This is a genomic window from Pseudomonas sp. SED1 (assembly GCF_034044025.1).
GTDB lineage: Bacteria > Pseudomonadota > Gammaproteobacteria > Pseudomonadales > Pseudomonadaceae > Aquipseudomonas.
Map to the genome: position 1 here is coordinate 1 of NZ_JAXCIS010000001.1, position 21,542 is coordinate 21,542.

The 21,542-nt window shown below is 59.7% G+C and carries 24 protein-coding genes and 1 tRNA gene; 7 read left to right on the plus strand and 18 right to left on the minus strand.

Annotated elements, in window-relative coordinates; translation table 11 throughout:
- The 8 genes from SNL23_RS00005 to dapA form a co-directional block, all read right to left on the minus strand.
- Positions 1–355 (minus strand): cytochrome b (locus SNL23_RS00005; protein WP_318301267.1); only part of this gene is annotated, 355 nt, incomplete at its 3' end.
- A 76-nt stretch (positions 356–431) separates the two neighbouring features.
- Entirely contained in the window at positions 432–866 is a 435-nt protein-coding gene (gene hepT / locus SNL23_RS00010) for a type VII toxin-antitoxin system HepT family RNase toxin (protein WP_076015926.1), read from the minus strand.
- Positions 856–1,251, minus strand: a complete 396-nt coding sequence (gene mntA / locus SNL23_RS00015) for a type VII toxin-antitoxin system MntA family adenylyltransferase antitoxin (RefSeq protein ID WP_167662752.1) — start codon at positions 1,249–1,251, stop codon at positions 856–858. The genes hepT and mntA overlap by 11 nt, the downstream gene beginning before the upstream one ends.
- Positions 1,252–1,372: 121 nt before the next feature.
- A tRNA-Ser gene (locus SNL23_RS00020) sits at positions 1,373–1,462 on the minus strand.
- Between the two features lie 83 nt (positions 1,463–1,545).
- A complete protein-coding gene (gene purC, locus SNL23_RS00025) occupies positions 1,546–2,259 on the minus strand; it encodes a phosphoribosylaminoimidazolesuccinocarboxamide synthase (RefSeq protein ID WP_003211975.1) in 714 nt (237 codons plus the stop codon).
- 28 nt (positions 2,260–2,287) lie between these two features.
- Positions 2,288–3,046 (minus strand): MBL fold metallo-hydrolase, encoded by a 759-nt coding sequence (locus tag SNL23_RS00030; protein WP_318301268.1) that lies wholly within the window; start codon positions 3,044–3,046, stop codon positions 2,288–2,290.
- 4 nt (positions 3,047–3,050) lie between these two features.
- Complete coding sequence (bamC, locus tag SNL23_RS00035; protein ID WP_076015929.1) at positions 3,051–4,166, minus strand: outer membrane protein assembly factor BamC; 1,116 nt, start codon at positions 4,164–4,166, stop codon at positions 3,051–3,053.
- 17 nt (positions 4,167–4,183) lie between these two features.
- Positions 4,184–5,062 (minus strand): 4-hydroxy-tetrahydrodipicolinate synthase, encoded by an 879-nt coding sequence (gene dapA, locus SNL23_RS00040; RefSeq protein WP_076015930.1) that lies wholly within the window; start codon positions 5,060–5,062, stop codon positions 4,184–4,186.
- A gap of 261 nt (positions 5,063–5,323) precedes the next feature.
- Here dapA and SNL23_RS00045 point away from each other — a divergent pair, with 261 nt between their 5' ends.
- Together SNL23_RS00045 and SNL23_RS00050 are read left to right on the plus strand one after the other, a co-directional pair.
- Complete coding sequence (locus SNL23_RS00045; protein WP_003172487.1) at positions 5,324–5,884, plus strand: glycine cleavage system protein R; 561 nt, start codon at positions 5,324–5,326, stop codon at positions 5,882–5,884.
- A 10-nt stretch (positions 5,885–5,894) separates the two neighbouring features.
- Positions 5,895–6,368 carry a peroxiredoxin gene (locus tag SNL23_RS00050; protein WP_076015932.1) on the plus strand — a complete coding sequence of 158 codons (474 nt, stop codon included), beginning with the start codon at positions 5,895–5,897 and terminating at the stop codon, positions 6,366–6,368.
- Between the two features lie 110 nt (positions 6,369–6,478).
- On the opposite strand, the gene SNL23_RS00055 is transcribed toward SNL23_RS00050, so the two are convergent.
- On the minus strand, positions 6,479–7,549 hold the full coding sequence (locus SNL23_RS00055; protein ID WP_003211986.1) for an AI-2E family transporter: 1,071 nt from the start codon (positions 7,547–7,549) through the stop codon (positions 6,479–6,481).
- A gap of 40 nt (positions 7,550–7,589) precedes the next feature.
- Positions 7,590–7,829 (minus strand): sulfurtransferase TusA family protein, encoded by a 240-nt coding sequence (locus SNL23_RS00060; protein WP_076015933.1) that lies wholly within the window; start codon positions 7,827–7,829, stop codon positions 7,590–7,592.
- A 95-nt stretch (positions 7,830–7,924) separates the two neighbouring features.
- On the opposite strand from SNL23_RS00060, the gene SNL23_RS00065 reads away from it, so the two are divergent.
- Positions 7,925–9,358 carry a M48 family metalloprotease gene (locus SNL23_RS00065; RefSeq protein WP_318301269.1) on the plus strand — a complete coding sequence of 478 codons (1,434 nt, stop codon included), beginning with the start codon at positions 7,925–7,927 and terminating at the stop codon, positions 9,356–9,358.
- 67 nt (positions 9,359–9,425) lie between these two features.
- Here the strand turns inward: SNL23_RS00065 and SNL23_RS00070 are convergent, their stop codons facing one another.
- The 4 genes from SNL23_RS00070 to rpoE all read right to left on the minus strand — a co-directional run bounded on the left by SNL23_RS00070 (position 9,426) and on the right by rpoE (position 13,280).
- On the minus strand, positions 9,426–10,862 hold the full coding sequence (locus SNL23_RS00070) for a DegQ family serine endoprotease (RefSeq protein WP_076015935.1): 1,437 nt from the start codon (positions 10,860–10,862) through the stop codon (positions 9,426–9,428).
- 244 nt (positions 10,863–11,106) lie between these two features.
- Entirely contained in the window at positions 11,107–12,063 is a 957-nt protein-coding gene (locus SNL23_RS00075) for a MucB/RseB C-terminal domain-containing protein (protein ID WP_318301270.1), read from the minus strand.
- Between the two features lie 16 nt (positions 12,064–12,079).
- The gene (locus SNL23_RS00080; RefSeq protein ID WP_003172479.1) at positions 12,080–12,667 is read right to left on the minus strand and encodes a sigma-E factor negative regulatory protein; all 588 of its coding nucleotides are present in this window, start codon (positions 12,665–12,667) and stop codon (positions 12,080–12,082) included.
- A gap of 31 nt (positions 12,668–12,698) precedes the next feature.
- Entirely contained in the window at positions 12,699–13,280 is a 582-nt protein-coding gene (gene rpoE, locus SNL23_RS00085) for an RNA polymerase sigma factor RpoE (RefSeq protein ID WP_003172477.1), read from the minus strand.
- Positions 13,281–13,747: 467 nt separating this feature from the next.
- Here rpoE and nadB point away from each other — a divergent pair, with 467 nt between their 5' ends.
- Complete coding sequence (gene nadB, locus SNL23_RS00090) at positions 13,748–15,364, plus strand: L-aspartate oxidase (protein ID WP_063032633.1); 1,617 nt, start codon at positions 13,748–13,750, stop codon at positions 15,362–15,364.
- Here the strand turns inward: nadB and SNL23_RS00095 are convergent.
- Entirely contained in the window at positions 15,333–15,785 is a 453-nt protein-coding gene (locus SNL23_RS00095; RefSeq protein ID WP_318301271.1) for a protein YgfX, read from the minus strand. The two genes, nadB and SNL23_RS00095, sit on opposite strands and share 32 nt — an antisense overlap.
- Positions 15,769–16,023 (minus strand): FAD assembly factor SdhE, encoded by a 255-nt coding sequence (locus SNL23_RS00100; protein ID WP_003212000.1) that lies wholly within the window; start codon positions 16,021–16,023, stop codon positions 15,769–15,771. Before SNL23_RS00100 ends, SNL23_RS00095 begins: the two co-directional genes overlap by 17 nt.
- A 139-nt stretch (positions 16,024–16,162) precedes the next feature.
- Here SNL23_RS00100 and ygfZ point away from each other — a divergent pair, with 139 nt between their 5' ends.
- Together ygfZ and SNL23_RS00110 are read left to right on the plus strand one after the other, a co-directional pair.
- Complete coding sequence (gene ygfZ / locus SNL23_RS00105; protein ID WP_318301272.1) at positions 16,163–17,104, plus strand: CAF17-like 4Fe-4S cluster assembly/insertion protein YgfZ; 942 nt, start codon at positions 16,163–16,165, stop codon at positions 17,102–17,104.
- Between the two features lie 36 nt (positions 17,105–17,140).
- Entirely contained in the window at positions 17,141–17,962 is an 822-nt protein-coding gene (locus SNL23_RS00110) for an HDOD domain-containing protein (RefSeq protein WP_076015939.1), read from the plus strand.
- On the opposite strand, the gene SNL23_RS00115 is transcribed toward SNL23_RS00110, so the two are convergent.
- Together SNL23_RS00115 and SNL23_RS00120 are read right to left on the minus strand one after the other, a co-directional pair.
- Positions 17,963–19,348, minus strand: coding sequence for a sensor histidine kinase (locus SNL23_RS00115; protein WP_076015940.1), 1,386 nt, complete (start codon positions 19,346–19,348; stop codon positions 17,963–17,965).
- Positions 19,341–20,012, minus strand: coding sequence for a response regulator (locus SNL23_RS00120; RefSeq protein ID WP_003212008.1), 672 nt, complete (start codon positions 20,010–20,012; stop codon positions 19,341–19,343). The genes SNL23_RS00115 and SNL23_RS00120 overlap by 8 nt, the downstream gene beginning before the upstream one ends.
- A 238-nt stretch (positions 20,013–20,250) precedes the next feature.
- On the opposite strand from SNL23_RS00120, the gene SNL23_RS00125 reads away from it, so the two are divergent.
- On the plus strand, positions 20,251–21,531 hold the full coding sequence (locus tag SNL23_RS00125) for an OprD family porin (protein WP_318301273.1): 1,281 nt from the start codon (positions 20,251–20,253) through the stop codon (positions 21,529–21,531).
- Positions 21,532–21,542: the final 11 nt, after the last annotated feature.

A 21,542-nucleotide genomic window follows, 5' to 3' on the forward strand; every position in this document is an offset into this window, starting at 1 on the left:
AAAAGTTGAACGGCTCGCCCTGGGCCCAGCGGAACAGGAAGCCCAGGGTCACTTGCGTCAGTAGTAACAGGTATAGACAGCCGTGGGCGATCTTGGCGGCCAGGTTAAGCGCAGGGTGGTTGTCGGCCTTTGGGTGATTACCACCGAACAGCCGCCAGAGGATACGTGCCGCGATCAGCACTGCCATGGCGATGCCGAGGGAGATATGGACGGATTGCAGGCCTTTGCGCAGTGGCGTGCCTTTTTCCAGGTTTTCCCAGATGTGGGCGCTGGCGAACATGAAGATCACCAACGCGGCGGTTAGCCAGTGGAAGGTGCGGGTCAGGCGGTCGTAGCGGTCGGCGGGGCTGTTCATGGGCGTTTCCTGGGTGGTCTGTGTGGTGAACACCGCAGCAGGAAAACTTATTCAGAGGGAGGGGAAAATTTACAGATTAGACCTGTTTATTTTCCAACCCAGCATCCTTGGTCAAAATATGCGAACTAAATGCTAGAAATTCACCCAGGTGTTTTGTGATGATCGCTACGGTAATCGGCAACTGAAGCGTCTGGTACTCGTGAACAGCAATGTTACGGAACCCGACCATGTTCTTCAGGTTGGTCAGCAACGCAGGATTGACCCAACCGCCCTGACACAACAACTCAAACACGTCACGAGCCCCTTGTGGAACCCCCAGGCGCTCACGACGAATCAAGTGTTGGCCCATGTCCAGCGCTGCCTCACAGGCACGCTGAATATTCAAAATCGCCGCATCCTGGCGTGTGAAATCTGTGGCGAAGCTGGTGGGATCTTTATCGTATTCCTGACGGGCGCGAGCAACGCACCGTTCAATGCTGGCTGCTTTATTGATGAGAACATCATCGACCATAAACTTTCCCCTCCTTCTGGATATCCGCCAACAACTCAGCCCTTGCCGTGTCCAGCGCGGTTTTTTCGCTCAGGACGTAGCTCTCGAATAGACCCGCCTGGACATTCCCGGACCAGAGCCGACGCCCAGTGGTCAATACTTGGTATTGCATTACTGTTGAGGCTGCGCGCAAATCAAGCAAGTCGACTGGAACTCCAACTATATCGGCCAACTCCCCGGAGAGCTGCCATAGCAACAAAGGCTCGACCGTTCCCGCAGAAAGTACCGCAACATCCAGATCACTCTCACTACCAGCCTCACCAGACACTTGGCTACCGAACACATACACAGCCAATAGCTCGGGAACTTCAGCCTGCAAACGCGCCAGTACTTTTTTAAAATTCATGACTGATGTCCGAAGCGCCAATTAACGAAGACCGTAGCAGAATTCATTATGCAGTTTCTGACTGAAAGCAAAAAACCCCCGACAACATTGAAGTTATCGGGGGTTTTTCATTTTTCAATAATGGCGGAGAGATAGGGATTCGAACCCTAGGTACCGGTGAAGGTACAACGGATTTCGAATCCGTCCCATTCGGCCACTCTGGCATCTCTCCAACGGCGCGCATCATAACAGCCTGTTTCCTGGAAGCAAAGCGCCAAAGCGATTTTTTTCCGTGCTATCAGATGCTTGCGTCGATTACAGCGGTACGCCGAGACGGTTGGCGACTTCTTCGTAGGCTTCGATGACGTCACCGAGGCCCTGGCGGAAGCGGTCTTTGTCCATCTTCTTGCGGGTGTCTTTGTCCCAGAGGCGGCAGCCGTCCGGGCTGAATTCGTCGCCCAGGACGATGGAGCCGTCGTGGAACACACCGAATTCCAGTTTGAAGTCCACCAGCAGCAGGCCGGCGTCGTCGAACAGTTTGCTCAGGACGTCGTTGACCTTCAGCGACAGTTCTTTCATGCGAGCCAGTTGCTCAGCAGTGCCCCAACCGAATGCCACTACGTGGGATTCGTTGATGAACGGGTCGCCCTTGGCGTCGTCCTTGAGGAACAGTTCGAAGGTGTAAGGGTTGAGCTTGAGCCCCTCTTCCACGCCCAAACGCTTCACCAGGCTGCCGGCCGCGTAGTTACGCACGACGCACTCGACCGGGATCATGTCGAGCTTTTTCACCAGGCATTCGTTATCGCCCAGCAGTTTGTCGAATTGGGTCGGAATGCCGGCCGCTTCGAGCTTCTGCATGATGAAGGCGTTGAACTTGTTGTTCACCATGCCTTTGCGGTCGAGCTGTTCGATGCGCTTGCCGTCGAACGCCGAGGTGTCGTTGCGAAACAGCAGGATCAAGCGGTTGGCGTCGTCGGTCTTGTAAACCGATTTGGCTTTGCCGCGGTAGAGTTCTTCACGTTTTTCCATGATGGGCTCCGCTTGCTAAGTAGGTGGGCTAGGCGATGTGCCGCCAGTCGAGCCCTGAATCTTGATCGGCCAGTTGCAGCCAGTCCGGGTCGCACCCAAGAGTGTCGACAAAACATTGCCGGGCCAGCTGCGGCAGGTTGTTCTTGCTGCTCAGGTGGGCCAGGACCAGGTGTTGCAGGTCTTGCCAGCCCAACTCATACACCAGGTACGCCGCCTGGTGGTTGTTCAAATGTCCAAACTGCCCGCCAACCCGCCGCTTTAGAAAGGCCGGGTAGTGACCCCGCGCAAGCAGGTCACGGCAGTGGTTCGACTCGATCATCAATGCATCGAGGTCGCGATAACCGTCCAGCACCTTGGCGCAGTAGGAACCCAGGTCGGTGAGCAGGCCGAAGCGCCGTTCACCGTCACTGAATACGTATTGCGTCGGCTCCTGGGCATCGTGGGCCACTTCAATCACAGCGATGCTCAAGGCGCCGATCTGCAATTGCTCGCCACCAGCCAGCAAACCTGCGGGTTCAATCGGTTTGCGCATCCCGCGCAAGGTACCGCGACTCAGGTACACCGGAAGATTGTAGCGCCGAGACAGCAAACCCACGCCATGCACGTGGTCGGCATGTTCGTGGGTCACCAGAATCGCGCTTAGCTGCGCAGGGTGAACCCCCAGGCGCAGCAGGCGCCGCTCGGTTTCCCGCAGGGAGAAACCACAATCCACCAGGACGTACGTGTCGTCGTGGGCTACAAGCGTGCCGTTCCCTTGGCTACCGCTGCCGAGAACGGCAAAACGCATCGGATCAGCCCAGGTTGTCCTGAATCACGCCCAACACTTTGCGCGCCACTTCTGCCGGCGCCACGGTGTTGATGTTTTTCTCGACGGTGACTTGCACGCTTTCGCCTACCTTGCTCAAACGAACCTGGTAACGCTCGGCGCGAGTCTCGACTTCTTCCTTGGTCGGCTTGCTGCCGAACAGCTTGCTGAAGAAACCTGGCTCTTCGTCTTTCTTCTCGGCTTTTTCAGCCAAGTTGATGTAGTACAGGCCCAGGCTGCGGTTGATGTCTTCAACGCGCCATTCGCCGTGTTCCAGCGCGCGACCGACACTCGACCAGGCGCGATCCAGGTCTTCACCCAGGTTGAGCACGACGTTACCGCTGCCGTCTTCGCTGAGGCTGACGCGGCTAGGTGTGTCGAAGCTACCGGCGGCGAGCAGGGAGACGGAACCGCCCTTCTCGGAGATTCGGCTCATGCTGGCGAGCATTTCGTCGACCAGGGCAGCGTCCACGCCGGTGTTGACCGAACGTGGGGTGAAGTCGACGTTGGCGGTGCTGCCGGCAGGACGCTCGGCGCTTACCACATAGACTTCACTGGTGTTGCGCTGCACGCCTGGCTCGATGCGCACGCGGATGCGGGCTTCGCTGTCATTGGCTACGCCGCCGGCTTGCAGGCGCTTGGCCATGGACGCCGACAGTTCGCTGGTGTGCTGCCACGCGGTGGTGAATTCACCGGTCTGCGGGCGTTGCTCATCGATGCGGAAACCGTTGTCCTGGAAGAACTGCACGGCCACCGGCCAGACTTCGGCAGGCGGACGCTGGGCCATGACCCAACGGGTATCGCCGCTCTTCTGCAGGCTGTAGTCGCTGGCATCGGCCACGGCCGACAGCGGCTGTGGACGCGGTACTTCGTACTCACCCTTGAAGGTGTCGTCGGCCACGTTGCGCGGAATCGGCAGCAACGGGTCAAGGCGCTTGGCGACATTGACGTCCGACGGCAATTTCATCGGGGCGGTTTGTTGGGCTTCCAGGTAATCGCTACCGCGGTCGCGGAAGTAGCCTTCCGGGCCCCAGATCCAACCGCAGCCACTGGTGCTGGAGATAATCAAGGCAAGTGCGGAAAGTCCGGCCAATCGCTTCATGCGTAGTGCTTCCTCAATTAAACCAGGACGCCGGACTGGCGCAGGGCCTGTCGCAGCGGTTCGTGACAGGCTTCGCTGAGCCAGGTGAGCGGCAGACGGATACCGTCCGGCATCAAGCCCATCTCATGCAGCGCCCATTTCACGGGGATAGGGTTGGATTCGATAAACAGGTTTTTGTTGAGCGGTGCCAATTGTTCGTGGATCGCCCGGGCCTTGACCGCATCACCGGCAATGGCCGCGGCGCACAGCTCGCTCATGGCGCGCGGTGCGACGTTGGCAGTCACCGAGATATTGCCTTTGCCGCCCAGCAGGATAAGTTCGACGGCAGTGGCATCGTCACCGGAATACACCAGGAAGTCGCTGCTGACGCCGGCCAGGATGTCCTTGGCGCGTTGCAGGTCACCGGTGGCTTCCTTGATACCGATGATGTTCGGTACGGTGGACAGGCGGATCACGGTCTCGGCCTTCATGTCGCAGGCGGTACGGCCAGGCACGTTGTAGAGGATCTGCGGGATGTCGACCGCTTCGGCAATAGCGCGGAAGTGCAGGTACAGGCCTTCCTGGGTCGGCTTGTTGTAGTACGGGGTCACCAGCAGGCAGGCATCGGCGCCGGCTTTCTTGGCGTTCTTGGTCAATTCGATCGCTTCGCGGGTCGAATTGGCGCCCGTGCCGGCGATGACAGCAATACGCCCTGCAACGCGCTTGACCACGAACTCGATCACTTCGATGTGTTCTTCCACATCAAGTGTGGCCGATTCACCCGTGGTGCCGACCGCCACGATGGCGTTGGTGCCCTCTTGCAGGTGGAAGTCCACCAGTTTGCCCAGGCTGTCCCAGTCGAGATTACCTTGTGCATCCATGGGTGTGACCAGTGCCACCATACTGCCCGCAATCATGCAACCGCTCCTGCCGGAAAAAGAGAGCGGTAATGGTACTGGCGCCAAGATGCTTGTACAAGCGAAGTACCGCCTGAGGATGCGTTCTGGATCAACTTAGTTCGCAGCAACGCCATCATTCGGCCAAAGCTGGGTTTGATGAAGCTGATTACGTAATGAAAACGCCACCTCCTAGCCCTTGGCGATGGTTTTCGCTACCCTTCATCCTTTGATTGATACCGCTTTCATCGTATCGACCGCTCATCGCTTTAGGAAGGCTGCATGTCCACCCCCACAGTCCGCGAACAATTCCTTGTCATCAGTGCCCTTGGCGCCAACCCCATGGAGCTGACTAACGTCCTGTGCCGCGCCAGCCATGAAAACCGCTGCGCCGTCGTGACCTCCCGCCTGACCCGCCATGGCGAGTGCAGCGCGCTGGTCCTGCAGATTTCCGGGACCTGGGATGCCCTGGCCCGCCTTGAAACCGGCTTGCCGGGTTTGGCCAAGAAGCACGATTTCACCGTCAACGTGGTCCGTAGCGCTGCCCTGGAGAACCGCCCCCAGGCTCTGCCTTATGTCGCCTATGTCAGTTCGGCCTACCGCTCGGACATCGTCAACGAGCTGTGCCAGTTCTTTATCGACCATAACGTCGAGCTGGAAAACCTGACCTGCGACACCTATCAGGCCCCACAGACCGGCGGCACCATGCTCAACGCCACCTTTACCGTGACCTTGCCGGCCGGCGTGCAGATCAGTTGGCTGCGCGACCAGTTCCTGGATTTCGCCGATGCCCTGAACCTCGACGCACTGATCGAGCCTTGGCGCCCACAGAACCCAATGTAAGGAAGTTTTCATGGCAGTAGTCATCGACAAACCGGTAGCCGACTTCGAAGCCCAGGCCACCAGCGGGCAGACCTTCAGCCTTGCAGGGCTCAAGGGCAAGCAAGTGGTGATCTACTTCTACCCGAAAGACAGCACCCCGGGCTGCACCACCGAAGGCCAGGGCTTTCGTGACCAGCACGCGGCATTCAAGGCGGCCAACACCGAAGTGTTTGGCGTGTCACGGGACAGCGTGAAGTCCCACGAGAACTTCAAGGCCAAGCAGGAATTCCCCTTTGAGCTGATCAGCGACAAGGACGAAGCGGTTTGCCAGCTGTTTGATGTGATCAAGCTGAAGAAGCTGTATGGCAAGGAATACCTGGGTGTTGATCGCAGCACCTTCCTGATCGACAAGAATGGCGTGCTGCGTCAGGAATGGCGTGGTGTGAAAGTGCCAGGGCATGTGGATGCCGTGCTGGCAGCGGCGCAGGCGCTGAATAAAGCCTGACACCGAACCTGCAGGAGCGAGCTTGCTCGCGAAGGTCGTTAACGATAACGCGCCCTACCTGAATGGGCGCGCTGCCTATGAACTCTTCGCGAGCAAGTTCGCTCCTACAGTTACAACAACGGCGCCACCACCGGTTCCTGCCGGGGCCAGGCATCCAGCACCGCCTTGAACAGCGTCGCCAGGGGAATCGCAAAGAACACCCCCCAGAATCCCCATAACCCGCCAAACAACAACACCGCACAGATGATCGCCACCGGATGCAGGTTCACCGCCTCGGAGAACAGCAGCGGCACCAGCACGTTGCCATCCAGCACCTGGATGATGCCGTACACCGCCATCAGGTAGATGAACTGATCACTCCAGCCCCACTGGAACAACGCGATCAACATCACCGGCACCGTCACCACCACCGCGCCGACGTATGGCACCACCACTGAAACACCCACCAGCAGCGCCAGCAGGGCTGCGTAGTTCAGTCCCAGCGCGACAAAGCCGATGTACGTAACGCCACCGCAGATAAAGATCTCGATGACCTTGCCACGGATGTAATTGGCAATCTGCCGGTTCATTTCTTCGGCGACCCGGGTAATCAGCGCCCGTTCACGCGGCAGGTAGCCACGCACCCAACGACCGATCATCTCGCGGTCTTTGAGAAAGAAGAACACCAGAATCGGCACCAGTACCAGGTAGATCATGATGTTGACCAACAGCGGCAAACTCGAAAGGGAAAAGGTCAGCGCCCATTGCCCGAACTTTCCGATTTCACCGCGGGCTACTTCAATCGCCTGGAGTACCTGCTCGTCCGACACCAAGTGCGGATAGCGCTCGGGCAACAGCAACAACAGCGACTGCCACTTGGCGAGCATTCCCGGCAGTTCGTTGAACAAGGTGATCAACTGATGCCACAACAAAGGCACCACGATCACGATAAACACCAGCAGCAGCCCCATGAACAAGGCGAACACCAAGCCCACCGCCGCCCCACCCGGCAAGCGTAAACGCTCCAGGATGGAGACCAGGCCTTGCATCAGGTACGCCAGCACCATCCCCGCCAATACTGGCGCCAACATGCCACCCAGGGTGAGCACGGCGGTAAAGGCGAGAAACAGCAGGACGGCCAGCACCACGGCTTCTTCGTCGGAGAAGTAGCGCTGAATCCAGTCACGTAACACTTTGAACATCAATAAACCTCAGGCGATAAGGACAGCACATTCAAGCGATTCAGGCCTTGCGCAACCAGTAACGATAGACGCCTGCTTCGTCTTCTTCATGCAGCAAGCTGTGGCCAGCCAGCTTGGCAAACGTACGGAAATCCCGCTGGGAGCCCGCGTCCGTGGCGATCACCTTGAGCACCGCGCCGCTGGCCAGCCGGTTGAGTTCCAGCTTGGCCTTGAGCAATGGCAGCGGGCAGTTAAGGCCACTGGCATCCAGTTCGGCATCGAAGGCTACAGCGTCGGTCATGGTTTTGCTCCGGGTGGGCATCGGGGGCGCTTAGAATATCTGGTCCGAAGCTCAGTGTCCGGCTACAGTAAGGTCTTTGTCGAAAGGCTTTGTGCATGACTTTTTTGCGCCCTACCCTGCTGACGCTGGCTTGCCTGCTGGCCTCTCCAGGCTTCGCCGACGACCTGCCGTCACTTGGCGACGCCAGTTCTGCCATTGTCTCGCCAAAACAGGAATACGATTTGGGCCGGGCCTGGCTGGCCTACCTGCGCGGCCAGGTCTCGCAACTCAACGACCCTCAGCTCAAGGACTACGTCGAAACCAGCGTTTACAAACTGGTGGAGACCAGCCAGGTCAACGACCGGCGCCTGGAATTCATTCTGATCAACAGCCCGCAGTTGAACGCCTTTGCTGCACCGGGCGGCATCGTCGGGGTCAACGGCGGCCTGTTCCTCAACGCCCAGACCGAAGGCGAATATGCCTCGGTATTGGCCCACGAATTGGCTCACTTGTCCCAACGCCACTTCGCCCGAGGCGTGGAAGCGCAGCAACGCATGCAGATCCCGATGATGGCTGCACTGCTCGGCGGCATCATCGCCGCTGCCGCTGGCGCAGGTGATGCCGGCATTGCGGCGATTGCCGGCAGCCAGGCCGCCGCGATCCAGGAGCAACGCCGCTTTTCCCGGCAAAACGAGCAAGAGGCTGACCGCATCGGCATTCTCAACCTGGAGAAAGCTGGCTACGACCCGCGCTCCATGCCGACCATGTTTGAACGCCTGATGCGCCAGTACCGTTTCGACGCCAAGCCGCCAGAATTCCTGCTGACTCACCCGGTGACCGAATCGCGGATCGCCGACACCCGCAACCGTGCAGAGCAAGCCAAGCAAGGCGGTATTGAGGACAGCCTGCGCTATCAGCTGATCCGCGCTCGCGTGCAGCTGTATTACGAAGATACTCCCGGACTGGCAGCCAAACGCTTCCAGGCCCAGCTGGATGAAAACCCGAAAAACGATGTGGCACGTTATGGCCTCGCCATCGCCCAGATCAAAGGTGCCCAGTTCAACCTCGCCCGGGAAAACCTCAAGCTGCTGCTGGCCAAGGCGCCCAACGACATTACCTACAACCTGGCGCAGATCGAGCTGGACATGACCAACAACCGCCTGCCGGACGCACAACAGCGTACAGACCGGATGTTGACGCAATATCCTGGCAACTATCCGCTGAATCAGGTGCGGGTGGATCTGCTGCTCAAGCAGAACCGCACCGCTGAAGCGGAAAAAGCCCTTGAAGGTCTGCTTAAATCACGCTCGGACGACCCGGATGTCTGGTATCAGGTCGCAGAAACCCGTGGTTTGTCGGGCAATATCATTGGCCTGCATCAGGCCCGCGCCGAGTATTTCGCGCTGGTGGGTGATTTCCAGCAGGCCATCCAGCAATTGGATTTCGCCAAGCGTCGTGCAGGCAGCAACTTCCCGCTCTCCTCGCGCATCGATGCACGCCAGCGTGAGCTGATTGAACAGGAACGCCTGGTCAAAGGCATGATGAGCTAAACCTTACGGCCACAAAAAAGCCCCGCTCTCGATGCTCGAGAGCGGGGCTTTTTATTGGGCTAGCGGATTACTCGGCCAACTTGAAGGTAATGAAGCTGGCACGGCCTTGACGCAGGACACGCATCGAAACCGAGCGGTTCTTCGGCAGCGCCTTGGCGATGTCGGTGAACTCTTTGGTGGAGTTGATGGCCTGGTTGTTCAGGTGAGTGATGACATCACCCGGTTGCAGGCCGATCAGGGAGGCAGGACCGTCCTGGACTTCCTTGATCACTACACCGCTCTTGAGGTCGAAGCTCTTCTTTTGCTCGTCGGTCAACTCGGCTACGGCAATGCCCAGGCGGTTGCTGCTGCGTTCGGCACCCGGCTTACTGTTGCCCAGCGCATCAAGCGCCGCGCCTTCTTCCGGAATCGCGCCGACGGTCAGTTCAACGTTCTGGCGCTTGCCATCACGGATCACTTCCAGTTTGGCTTTGCTGCCGGCCTTGAGTGCGCCCACCAGGTGTGGCAAGTCTGCGGACATGACGATCGGCTGGCCGTTCATGCTCAGGATCACGTCGCCGACTTGCAGGCCACCTTTGGCTGCAGGGCCATCGTCCTGGATCTGCGCGACCAAGGCACCTGCCGGCTTGTCGAGGCCGAAGGATTCAGCCAGGTCCTTGTTCACTTCCTGGATCACTACGCCCAGCCAGCCGCGGCTGACTTTGCCACCGGTTTTCAGCTGGTTGGAAACATCCATGGCCACGTCGATTGGAATCGCGAACGACACGCCCATGAAACCACCGGAGCGGGTGTAGATCTGCGAGTTGATGCCGACCACTTCGCCCGCCAGGTTGAACAGCGGACCACCGGAGTTGCCCGGGTTGATCGGCACGTCGGTCTGGATGAACGGCACGTAGTTTTCGTTCGGCAGGCTGCGGCCGATGGCGCTGACGATACCTTGGGTCACGGTGTGGTCAAAACCAAACGGCGAACCGATGGCGACTACCCATTGCCCGGCTTTCAGGTCCTGGGATTTGCCCAGTTTCAGCACCGGAAGGTCCTTGCCTTCGATTTTCAGCAGGGCCACGTCGGAACGTGGATCCGTGCCCACCAGCTTGGCTTTCAACTCACTGCGATCAGCCAGGCGCACCAGAATCTCGTCGGCGTCAGCAATCACGTGGTTATTGGTGAGGATGTAGCCGTCAGGCGAGATGATGAAACCCGAGCCCAGGGACTGTGCCTCACGCTGACCACCACCGCCACGCGGCGTGCGCGGCTGGGGCATGCCACGTTCAAAGAACTCCCGCAGCATCGGCGGCAGGCCTTCAAGGTCAGGCATCTGCTGGTTGGAGACTTTGCGATCCGGCAGCTTCTGCGTAGTGCTGATGTTCACCACGGCAGGCGACGCCTGCTCCACCAGTTGGGTGAAATCAGGCAGCTCGGCCGCTTGCGCGGTAACGGCCTGACCCAGCACCAGCACCGTGGCGACTATGGAAAGGTAAGACTTCAAACGTGGTATCGACATACAGCTCCCGTTACGACGAGCAGGGTTGAGCGACAGGGTTCAATAAACGTCGAAAACTGCGACCGACATTTTTGTTCCGCGAACAAAACAAGGCCAAGGCCGTTAAGCCCTGACCTATAAAAAACATAGGGGATATTAGCAAGTGAAAAAAATGATCCAGACATTTCATGTCTCTCGACAGAGGCAGGCATCGACTATCTCCTGCGCAACATTGAAATATCAGGATGAACATAGGATTAACAACTCACGGCTTGGCGGGCGTGGTGCCGCTGCGGAGAGACAACGCAATTCGCTCGGCAGTGCCGATCGGAATTTCACCGACGACAGTCACCATTACTTCACCCTCCGGGGTATTCAGACGCCGTGAAACTGCGACGGTAGGACCAAGTTGGGTACGGGTCTCGGTCACGGCCGCGCCGTTGAGCGGCTCCAGGAATACCGAAAAACGCGCCAGGCCGTCGTCATACATCAAACTGCTGACAATTACCTTGGTATGAGAGTCTTTATGGGCACTGCGGTTGACCAACTGGAAGCCTGGCGGCAACCAATCGAGACGCCAATCCTGAGGGAGTTCGACTTCCGAAGCCTTGGCGCTGGTTACCGAGACCGGCGTACATTCGCCACTGGGCTGCAACTCGCGATCGTCAGGCACCGACGTACTGAGGTCGGTAAACTGGAATCGCTCCAGCAACTGACCCTGATCGTTAAGCAACAAGGACTTCAGCGGCAAGGCGGTTTCGCGGTCCAGATGCAACTCAAAACCATAACGGTATGGATCACGAGGCGTAATTGAGACGATTACCGCATTTCGACCAGCCACGCGCGATTTGCCGATGACGGCAAGGTCGTAGAAAGCTTTGAGTTTTTGCGGATCAAGGGCGCGTGCTGCGGCGTTGGGGGAGCCCCCAAGCCCGGCAACCAGCGTGCCACTCACGCATTGGGTACGGCCATCAACGCGCAGGACTTCCTGAGCGGAACCATCGAGCTGCAAAAGCCGCTCACGGACCTGACCATTCTGGACACGATGCCAGATGTCATGGGTAGAAAAACTACCATTACGCTCGTAGATGAACGTGCCCTGAAAGCTTTGCTGCTGCTCCGCCCGCCCAAGACGCGTCAGCCAGTCTTGGGCTTCGTCGGCATGGGCGGGGACTACAAACCAGCCACTGAGCAAAAGCGCAAGGAGCGGTATGGCGCGCATAAAGCTCCTTGGCGGACTAGCGGTTTTCCAAGCTTGCAGCACGAGCGTATGGCAGGGCGCTTTCAGTGCCTTTCAAGGCCGATTCCTGTGCGTGTTGGCGCAGGTAGCCTGGAAGACGCTGATCTTGCCAGCCGGATTGCCCTTGAAGTACACCGTTGGCCATAGGCCCGGTGGTATCGGAGCTTTCCTTATAGCCGGCCAGCACAGCTGGACCCTTGACCTGTGGACCGGCCATGACCGGTTGCTGGGTCTGCTGGGCCAGTTCGGCACCGGCGATTTCGTCCTGGTTATACAGGCGAACACCTGCCAGTACAGCGACGGTCACCGAAGCAGCGACTGCAAGACGACCCAGGCTACGCCAAGGACCGCGAGCAGCTTTTGCCGGAACGGCTTCATCAGCCAGCGCAGCAGAAACGGCCGCAGCAATATCCAGACGAGGGATTAGAAGATCCTTGTGCATCACCGCCCGAGCGACTTGGTAACGAGACCAGGTATCACGGGTTTCGGCATCATCAAATGCATTAAGCACTCGACGAAGTTCCAGTTCATCCGCTTCGTTATCCATCACTGCGGACAGCGATTCCTGCAGGGCATCACGACTCATGGCGGTTCCTCTCTTGGCTGTCGCCGCTGTCTCAGTTTTCCTGCAACAACGGCTGCAGGGCTTTATCGATGGCTTCCCGAGCCCGGAAAATCCGGGAACGTACGGTACCCACCGGACATTGCATGACGCTCGCAATGTCTTCGTAACTCAGACCATCGAATTCACGTAAAGTTAATGCGGTACGCAAATCTTCTGGCAGTTGTTGAATAGTGCGATGGACGGTTCCTTCAATCTCGTCGCGCAGCAATGCACGCTCCGGCGACTCGAGATCTTTGAGGCCGTGATCACCATCATAAAATTCAGCATCTTCCGAACTAACATCACTATCCGGTGGGCGGCGACCGCGAGAAACCAGATAGTTCTTCGCCGTGTTAATGGCGATGCGATAAAGCCACGTATAAAACGCACTATCACCGCGAAAATTACCGAGTGCACGGTACGCCTTGATAAAGGCTTCCTGTGCAACGTCCTGCGCTTCATGGGTGTCGTGCACAAACCGCACGATCAACCCGAGAATTTTGTGCTGGTATTTCAGCACTAGCAGATCAAATGCCCGCTTGTCGCCGCGTTGAACGCGCTCAACCAGCTGCTGATCCTCTTCCTGGGTTAGCATGAACACTCCTCGTTGTACTTGAAGGAGGCTTGCATAACTAATCGATCAGGCTTGCAAACATAGACTCGGGCTTTTCGCAAAAGTTCTCCCCCTCCAAGCAAGTTTCCGGTACGCACTGATTTGGCACACACGAAAAACGCAGCGCGGGCTATGCCGGCTGCGCGAATAATCTGTCGCCAGTTTCCTGACGCACCTGACACAGGCGCCGATCAGCAAATCCAGCGTGTTCCCAGCTTTCGGGCATCCTGCTATTGAGTCTGGGCTTATGCAAAAAGTTCCCATCCCAATCGCTGTCAGTTTCACGAAAGCCGTGCAGTTCGTTGACCGTAGTCTCACAATGCCACGAATGCCCGGCTATTGTGCCGCTCCCCCCCGCTATATACTAGTGGGCCGTGTGACCCTTTGATTCGCCGATCCAGGCGTCCTGTTTGCGCCCCCTTCGGATCGCTTTTTGCGGAATCCTTCAAATGAGCCAACAGTTTCAACACGATGTCCTGGTGATTGGCAGCGGCGCCGCGGGCTTGAGCCTTGCATTGACCCTGCCGAGCCACCTGCGCATAGCCGTTCTGAGCAAGGGTGACCTGGCAAACGGTTCGACATTCTGGGCCCAAGGCGGCGTCGCAGCGGTGCTGGATGACACCGACACCGTGCAATCCCACGTCGAAGACACCCTGAATGCCGGTGGCGGCCTGTGCAATGAAGAGGCGGTGCGATTCACCGTCGAGCACAGCCGCGAAGCCATCCAATGGCTGATCGACCAGGGCGTGCCCTTCACCCGCGATGAACATTCCGGCACCGACGACGGCGGCTTCGAGTTCCACCTGACCCGCGAAGGCGGCCACAGCCATCGGCGCATCATCCATGCCGCCGACGCCACCGGCGCCGCGATCTTCAAGACTTTGCTCGACCAGGCCCGACAACGCCCCAACATTGAACTGCTGGAGCAGCGAGTCGCCGTTGACCTGATCACCGAAAAACGCCTGGGCCTGTCGGGCGAACGCTGCCTCGGCGCCTACGTGCTCAACCGTGCCAGTGGCGAAGTCGACACCTACGGCGCGCGCTTCACGATTCTCGCCTCGGGCGGCGCAGCAAAGGTCTACCTCTATACCAGCAACCCCGACGGCGCCTGCGGTGATGGCATCGCCATGGCCTGGCGTTCCGGCTGCCGGGTGGCGAACCTGGAATTCAACCAGTTCCACCCCACCTGCCTGTATCACCCGCAAGCCAAGAGTTTCCTGATCACCGAAGCCCTGCGGGGCGAAGGCGCGCATCTGAAACTGCCCAACGGCGAACGCTTCATGCAGCGCTTCGACCCACGGGCCGAGCTTGCCCCGCGAGACATCGTCGCCCGGGCCATCGACCATGAAATGAAGCGCCTGGGCATCGACTGCGTCTACCTGGACATCAGCCACAAGCCCGAAGCTTTCATCAAGACTCACTTCCCGACCGTCTACGAGCGCTGCCTGGCGTTCAACATCGACATCACCAAAGGCCCGATCCCGGTCGTGCCAGCGGCGCACTACACCTGCGGCGGCGTGATGGTCGACCAACACGGGCGCACCGACGTACCCGGCCTGTACGCCATCGGCGAAACCAGCTTCACCGGCCTGCACGGTGCCAACCGCATGGCCAGCAACTCGCTGCTGGAATGTTTCGTATACGCCCGCTCCGCCGCCGCCGACATCCTTGAACAGCTGCCACGCATCCCGGTGCCGGCCGCCCTGCCCCGCTGGGATGCCAGCCAGGTCACCGATTCGGACGAAGACGTGATCATCGCCCACAACTGGGACGAGTTACGGCGCTTCATGTGGGACTACGTGGGCATCGTGCGCACCAACAAGCGCCTGGCGCGGGCGCAACACCGGGTTCGGCTGCTGCTGGATGAGATCGACGAGTTCTACAGCAACTATAAAGTCAGCCGCGACCTGATCGAGCTGCGCAACCTGGCCCAGGTGGCGGAACTGATGATCCGCTCGGCTATGGAACGCAAGGAGAGCCGGGGCCTGCATTACACACTCGACTACCCGCAGATGCTGCCCGAAGCGCGCGACACTATTCTGGTGCCAACCACCTACGGCGGCTGAACTTCAAGCGTACCCGCAGGCGCCGATGCACATCGGTGGCCTGCGAATCCTGCGGCACACATATCGAACGCACCCGCCAGTCACCCTGCACCCGAAAGCGCAGTACCACGATCAACGGCAACGCCAGGCTGTCGGGGCGCAGTTGCACGCTGTGCCAGCCTCGTGCAGCGCTCCACAGGTGCCAGCCATCCTGATCGCGACGCAGGCCACGAATCGACGAACGGTGAGTCAACAGGATATGACGCGGCAGCACCCAACCGGCATGAACCAGGCACACCAAGGCGCCAACGGCTGCAACCCACGGGGACACATCGAGAAGCCACAACGCACCCACTGCGAATGCCTGGGCGAAAAGATAAACCGCCAGCAACTGCCCGGAGGCATGCCAGCGGCATTCGAACGTATTACTTGGGCTGGACACGATCCAGAATCATCCGAACCATGCGCTGCAGCTCCGGGTCTTCCGATTCGGCGCGTTCCATGAACCAGCCGAACATGTCCTGATCTTCGCATTCCAGCAGCTTGCGGTAGCAGTCGCGGTCGACGTCGTTGAGGTGCGGATAGACCTCCCTGACGAACGGTACCAGCAACACGTCCAGCTCAAGCATGCCGCGGCGACTGTGCCAGTAGAGGCGATTGAGTTCTACATCTTCGACCATGGAGCGCTCCTCAAATAGAGCGCAAGTATACAGGCCGACGCTGCCTGGAACAGTCGGCTTTGGTCGGCCATACCGAAACTATCCATTTGCCGGGCGCCCCTCTATGATGCACTCATGACTTTTTAACCTGCGATGACCCATGGCTGACTCTGCTTTCTTCTGCTCCCTGTCCCACGAAGGCGTTCTCGCCGTCCGCGGTTCCGACGCTGCCAAGTTCCTCCAGGGACAACTGACCTGCAACCTCAACTACCTGAGTGACACCCAGGCCAGCCTGGGCGCGCGCTGCACCCAAAAAGGGCGCATGCAGTCGAGCTTCCGCATCCTGCTGCAAGGCGATGGCGTGCTGCTGGCGATGGCCACCGAGTTGCTGGAGCCGCAACTGGCGGACCTGAAGAAGTACGCCGTGTTCTCCAAATCCAAACTCACCGACGAAAGCGCTGCCTGGGTGCGCTTCGGTGTGTCGGATGCGGATCAGGTACTGGCCAGCCTCGGCCTCGAGCTACCCGCCGAGACCGACAGCGTGGTGCGAAGCGACGATCTGATCGTCATCCGCGTATCGCCGGGCCGCGCCGAACTCTGGGCCCCTGCCGCTCAAGCCGAAACCCTGCACAGCTCACTCGCCGCGCAATTGAACGAAGGTGAACTGAACCAATGGCTGCTGGGCCAGATCCGTGCCGGCATCGGCCAGGTCATGCCTCAGACCCGCGAACTGTTCATCCCGCAGATGCTCAACCTGCAAGCCGTCGGCGGCGTCAGCTTCAAGAAAGGCTGCTACACCGGCCAGGAAATCGTCGCGCGCATGCAGTACCTGGGCAAGCTCAAGCGTCGCCTGTACCGCCTGAGCTTGAATGCCAGCGAATTGCCGGAGCCTGGCACCCCCCTGTTTTCCCCGACTCACAACAGCGCCATCGGCGAGGTGGTGATTGCCGCCCGGGCCGGCGAGGCGATTGAACTTCTAGCGGTGCTGCAAGCCGAAGCAGCAGAGAGTGGCGATGTGCATGTAGGCACACTGGAAGGCCCGGGCCTGCAGTTGCTCGACCTCCCCTACCAGCTGGACCGTGATCGCGAGATCCAGCGCTGATCGTCGTACCTTTTTGCAACACCCTAGAGATCATGAATGAACAAGCTGGCGGAAAAAGTCCAACAGGCTTTGGTTGTGGCCATCGATAACGATGACCTGGTTCTGCCAACGCTACCGGAAGTGGCCCTGAAGATTCGTCAGGCCGCCGAAGACCCGGACATCAGCATCAGCCATCTGAGCAAAGTGATCGGCCGCGATACCGCCTTGTCGGCGCGGCTGATCAAAGTGGTCAACAGCCCGCTGTTGCGCGCGACCCAGGAAGTCACCGACCTGCACACCGCCATCACCCGGCTGGGCACCAACTACAGCAGTAACCTGTCGATCGGGCTGGTGATGGAACAGATCTTTCACGCCCGCTCCGATGTAGTCGAACAGAAGATGCGTGATGTGTGGCGACGCAGCCTGGAAGTGGCCGGCGTGAGCTACGCGCTGTGCCGCAACCACAGCCAGTTGAAGCCTGATCAGGCGGCCCTCGGAGGCTTGGTGCACCAGATTGGCGTGCTGCCGATCCTGACCTACGCCGAAGATCACTATGAACTGCTGGCCGACCCCGTCAGCCTCAACCACGTGATTGAAAGCATTCACCCGCTGCTGGGGGACAAACTGCTGCGACGCTGGGATTTCCCGGAAATGCTGGTGAACCTGCCAGGGCAATACCTCGACCTGGAGCGCGACTCCGAGCGCCTGGACTACATCGACCTGGTGCAGGTCGCCGTGCTGTATTGCCACCGCAACACCGACCATCCGCTCGCCAGCGTGCCGGTATCGACGGTGCCTGCTATCAAGAAACTGCGCCTCGACCCCTACAGCGAAGCCCTGCGCACCGAGCTGGATGAAGCGCGGTCGATGTTTTACTGATTACCCCGCAATAAAACTGACCCGCACCTTCAACCCCGCCAACTCGCCGTCATGCAAGCTGATCTGCGCCAGATGTGCCCGGCAGATCTCACCGACAATCGCCAGCCCCAAGCCCGAACCCAAGCCCTGTTGGCTGCGCCGATAGAACCGCTCGAACACTCGGTCCCGCTCATCCAGCGGGATACCCGGGCCGTCGTCTTCCACCTCAAGTACCGCTGGCGCCGTTACCCGCAGGATCACGTTGCCGCCCGGTGGCGTGTGAGCCAAAGCGTTGTCCACCAGGTTGCTCAACAACTCGTTCAACAAGGTCGGCTCGCCTCGCAGCCACACCGGCTCATCCGCTTCCAGCGCCAGGGCCACGCCACGCGCATGGGCCAGCGGTGCCATGGCCATACCCAATTCGCGGGCCAACTGGCTCAAGTCCAGCAACTGCGCCCCGCCTTCGGCAATCGCCCGGGCACCGTTTTCGATGCGGGCCAGTGAGAGCAGTTGATTGGCCAGATGAGTCAGGCGATCGGTGCCCTGGGCAGCGGTTTCCAGGGTGGTGCGCCAGGTGGCCGGGTCTTCGGCGCGCAGGCCGAGTTCCAGCCGGGCTTTGAGGGCCGCCAGCGGGGTACGCAGCTCATGGGCGGCATCGGCAATAAACTGCGCCTGGCGCTCGAACTGCCCGCGCAAGCGTTCGGTGAAATGGTTGAGCGCACGCACCAGCGGGCCCAGCTCATGCTGCACCTCCACCAAGGGCAACGGCCGCAGATCATCCGGCTGACGCTCCTCTACCGCCGTGCGCAGACGCTCCAGCGGCCGCAACGCCGCACTCACCGCAAAGAACACCAAAAACAACGCACCGATGGCCAGCATCCCTAAGCGCAGCAAGGTATCGGCCATCAGGCTGCGGGCCATCGCGACCCGCGCCTCGTCGGTTTCGGCCACGCGGATTTCCGCCATGCCGTTCATGTTCGGCTCGGACACCGCCTTGAGCAAGCTGACCACCCGCACGTTCTGGCCCTGGTACTTGGCGTTATAAAAGCGCGCCAGCGCCGGATAGTCATCAGTGCGCGGCGTACCCGGCGGAGGGCCCGGAAGGTTTTCGTAACCGGAAATCAGCTTCTGGTGAATATCGTTGACCTGGTAGTAGATTCGCCCGGCGCTGTCATAGGCGAACGTATCCAGGGCCACGTACGGCACGTCGGCACTCAAGGTCCCGTCGCGATGAGACACGCCGGCCGCAATGGTCCGCGCCGAGGCCAAAAGCGTGCGGTCGTAAGCCGTGTCCGCCGCCTCGCGCCCATTCCAGTAAGCGCTCAAGCCGCTGGCGAGCATCAATACCACCAGCAACAGCGCGAGGTTCCACAGCAGGCGCCAGCGCAGGCTACTGGGCTTATGCATCGCGGGCTTCCAGCAAGTACCCCAGGCCACGGAAGGTGACGATGGCCACCGGCTGTCCATCGAGTTTCTTGCGCAGGCGGTGCACGTAGATTTCGATGGCGTCGGGGCTGGCCTCTTCATCCAGGCCGAACACCTGGGACGCCAGTTGCTCCTTGCTCATCACCCGGCCCGGACGTGCAATGAGCGCCTCAAGCACCGCCTGCTCGCGGGAGGTCAGGGTCAGCAGCTCACCGCCCAAGGTGAAGCGCCGCGTGTCCAGGTCGTAAATCAGCACGCCACACGCCTGCTGGCGCTCACCGCCCAGCACGCTACGGCGCAGCAGGGCTTTGACTCGGGCTTCCAGTTCCGTCAGTTCGAATGGCTTGGCCAGGTAGTCATCCGCCCCCAGGTTGAGGCCGTGCACCCGGTCTTTCACGTCACTGCGGGCGGTCAACATCAGTACAGGCAGATTTTTCCCACGCGCCCGCAACCGTGCCAATACCTCGAAGCCGTCCATGCGCGGCAGGCCTACATCGAGGATTGCCACCGCGTATTCCTCGCTGCTCAAGGCCAGGTCCGCGGCCACACCATCGTGCAACACGTCGACGGTCAAACCCGTGCTCTTGAGCGCCTGGGCGACACTTTCGGCTAGCTGCAAATGGTCTTCAACCAGAAGGACACGCATGGGGTTTTACCTCGTTCGGGGGTGGTCGGCGCCACGCTTTGCCGGGGAGTTTACAGGCGCCACCTGCGCTGTGAAGCCCGAAAACATTGAAAGGCCACTGAAAGGTTAGTGAAAGCTTCGCCCTTTAGCATCCAGCCACGGTGGGTTTCGCCTGCCGAGCTATTTCACCTGTAGCGCCCGAAAAACGCCTCGAAGCGTTTTCGCCAAAATAAGAACAATAAAACGGAGTACACCCACGATGCTGCGCACTCAGCCGCCCGCTCGTTCTTCTCGTCTCACCCAGACCGCCCTTGCCAGTGCCGCCGCCTTTGCCGGCTTTTCGCCCGTAGGCCAAGCCGCCTTTTTCGACGACAGCAGCGCCACCCTCGAAACCCGCAACATGTACTTCAATCGCGACTTTCGCGACGGCACCAGCGCGCAACAATCCAAGCGCGACGAGTGGGCCCAGGGCTTCATGCTCAACCTGCAGTCGGGCTACACCGATGGCACCGTCGGCTTTGGCGTGGATGCGCTGGGCATGCTTGGGGTCAAGCTCGACTCCAGCCCCGACCGCACCGGCACCGGCCTGCTGCCGACCCACGATGACGGCCGCGCCGCCAACGAATACTCCAAACTCGGCCTGACCGGCAAAGTGAAGATCTCCGCCACCGAGCTGAAGATCGGCGCGCTGATCCCCGAGCTGCCGATCCTCAAGCCCAACGACGGGCGCATCCTGCCGCAGACCTTCGAGGGCGGCTTGCTGAGTTCCAAGGAATTCAAGAACCTGGTGTTCACCGGTGGCCGCCTTAACAAGGCCAAGGACCGCGACGACACCAACTACGAAGACATCGGCCTCAACAACAAGAACAGCCGCTTTCTCAGCGGCGCCACCGGCAAGCATTTCGATTTCGGCGGCGTGGACTACAAGTTCGCCGACAAGATCACCGGCAGCTATCACTTTGCCCAACTCGACGACGTGTACCGCCAGCATTTCCTCGGTCTGGTCGCCTCGCGCCCAATGGGCCCCGGTACCTTCGGCGCCGACCTGCGCCTGGCCGTCAGTGATGACACCGGCGCAGCCCGCGGCGGCAAGATCGACAACACCTCCCTCAACGGTCTCTTCAGCTATGCCCTCAATGGCCATAAGCTCAGCGCCGGCTATCAGCACATGTCCGGCGATAGCGCCTTTCCCTACGTGGACGGTAGCGATCCTTACCTTGTCAACTTCGTGCAGATCAACGACTTTGCCGGCGCCGAAGAACGCTCCTGGCAGGCACGCTACGACTACGACTTCGCCAAGCTGGGGATTCCCGGCCTGAGTTTCATGAGCCGTTACCTGTCGGGTGACAACATCAAGCTCAAAAACGGCGAGACCGGCAAGGAGTGGGAACGCAACAGCGAGATTCGCTACGTGGTGCAAAGCGGCACCTTAAAGGACGTGGCCGTGCGCCTGCGTAATGCCACCTACCGTTCCAACTATTCGGCCCGTGATGCGGATGAAGTGCGTTTGCTGGTGAGCTACAGCGTCGCGCTTTGGTAGTCGCCACCTCA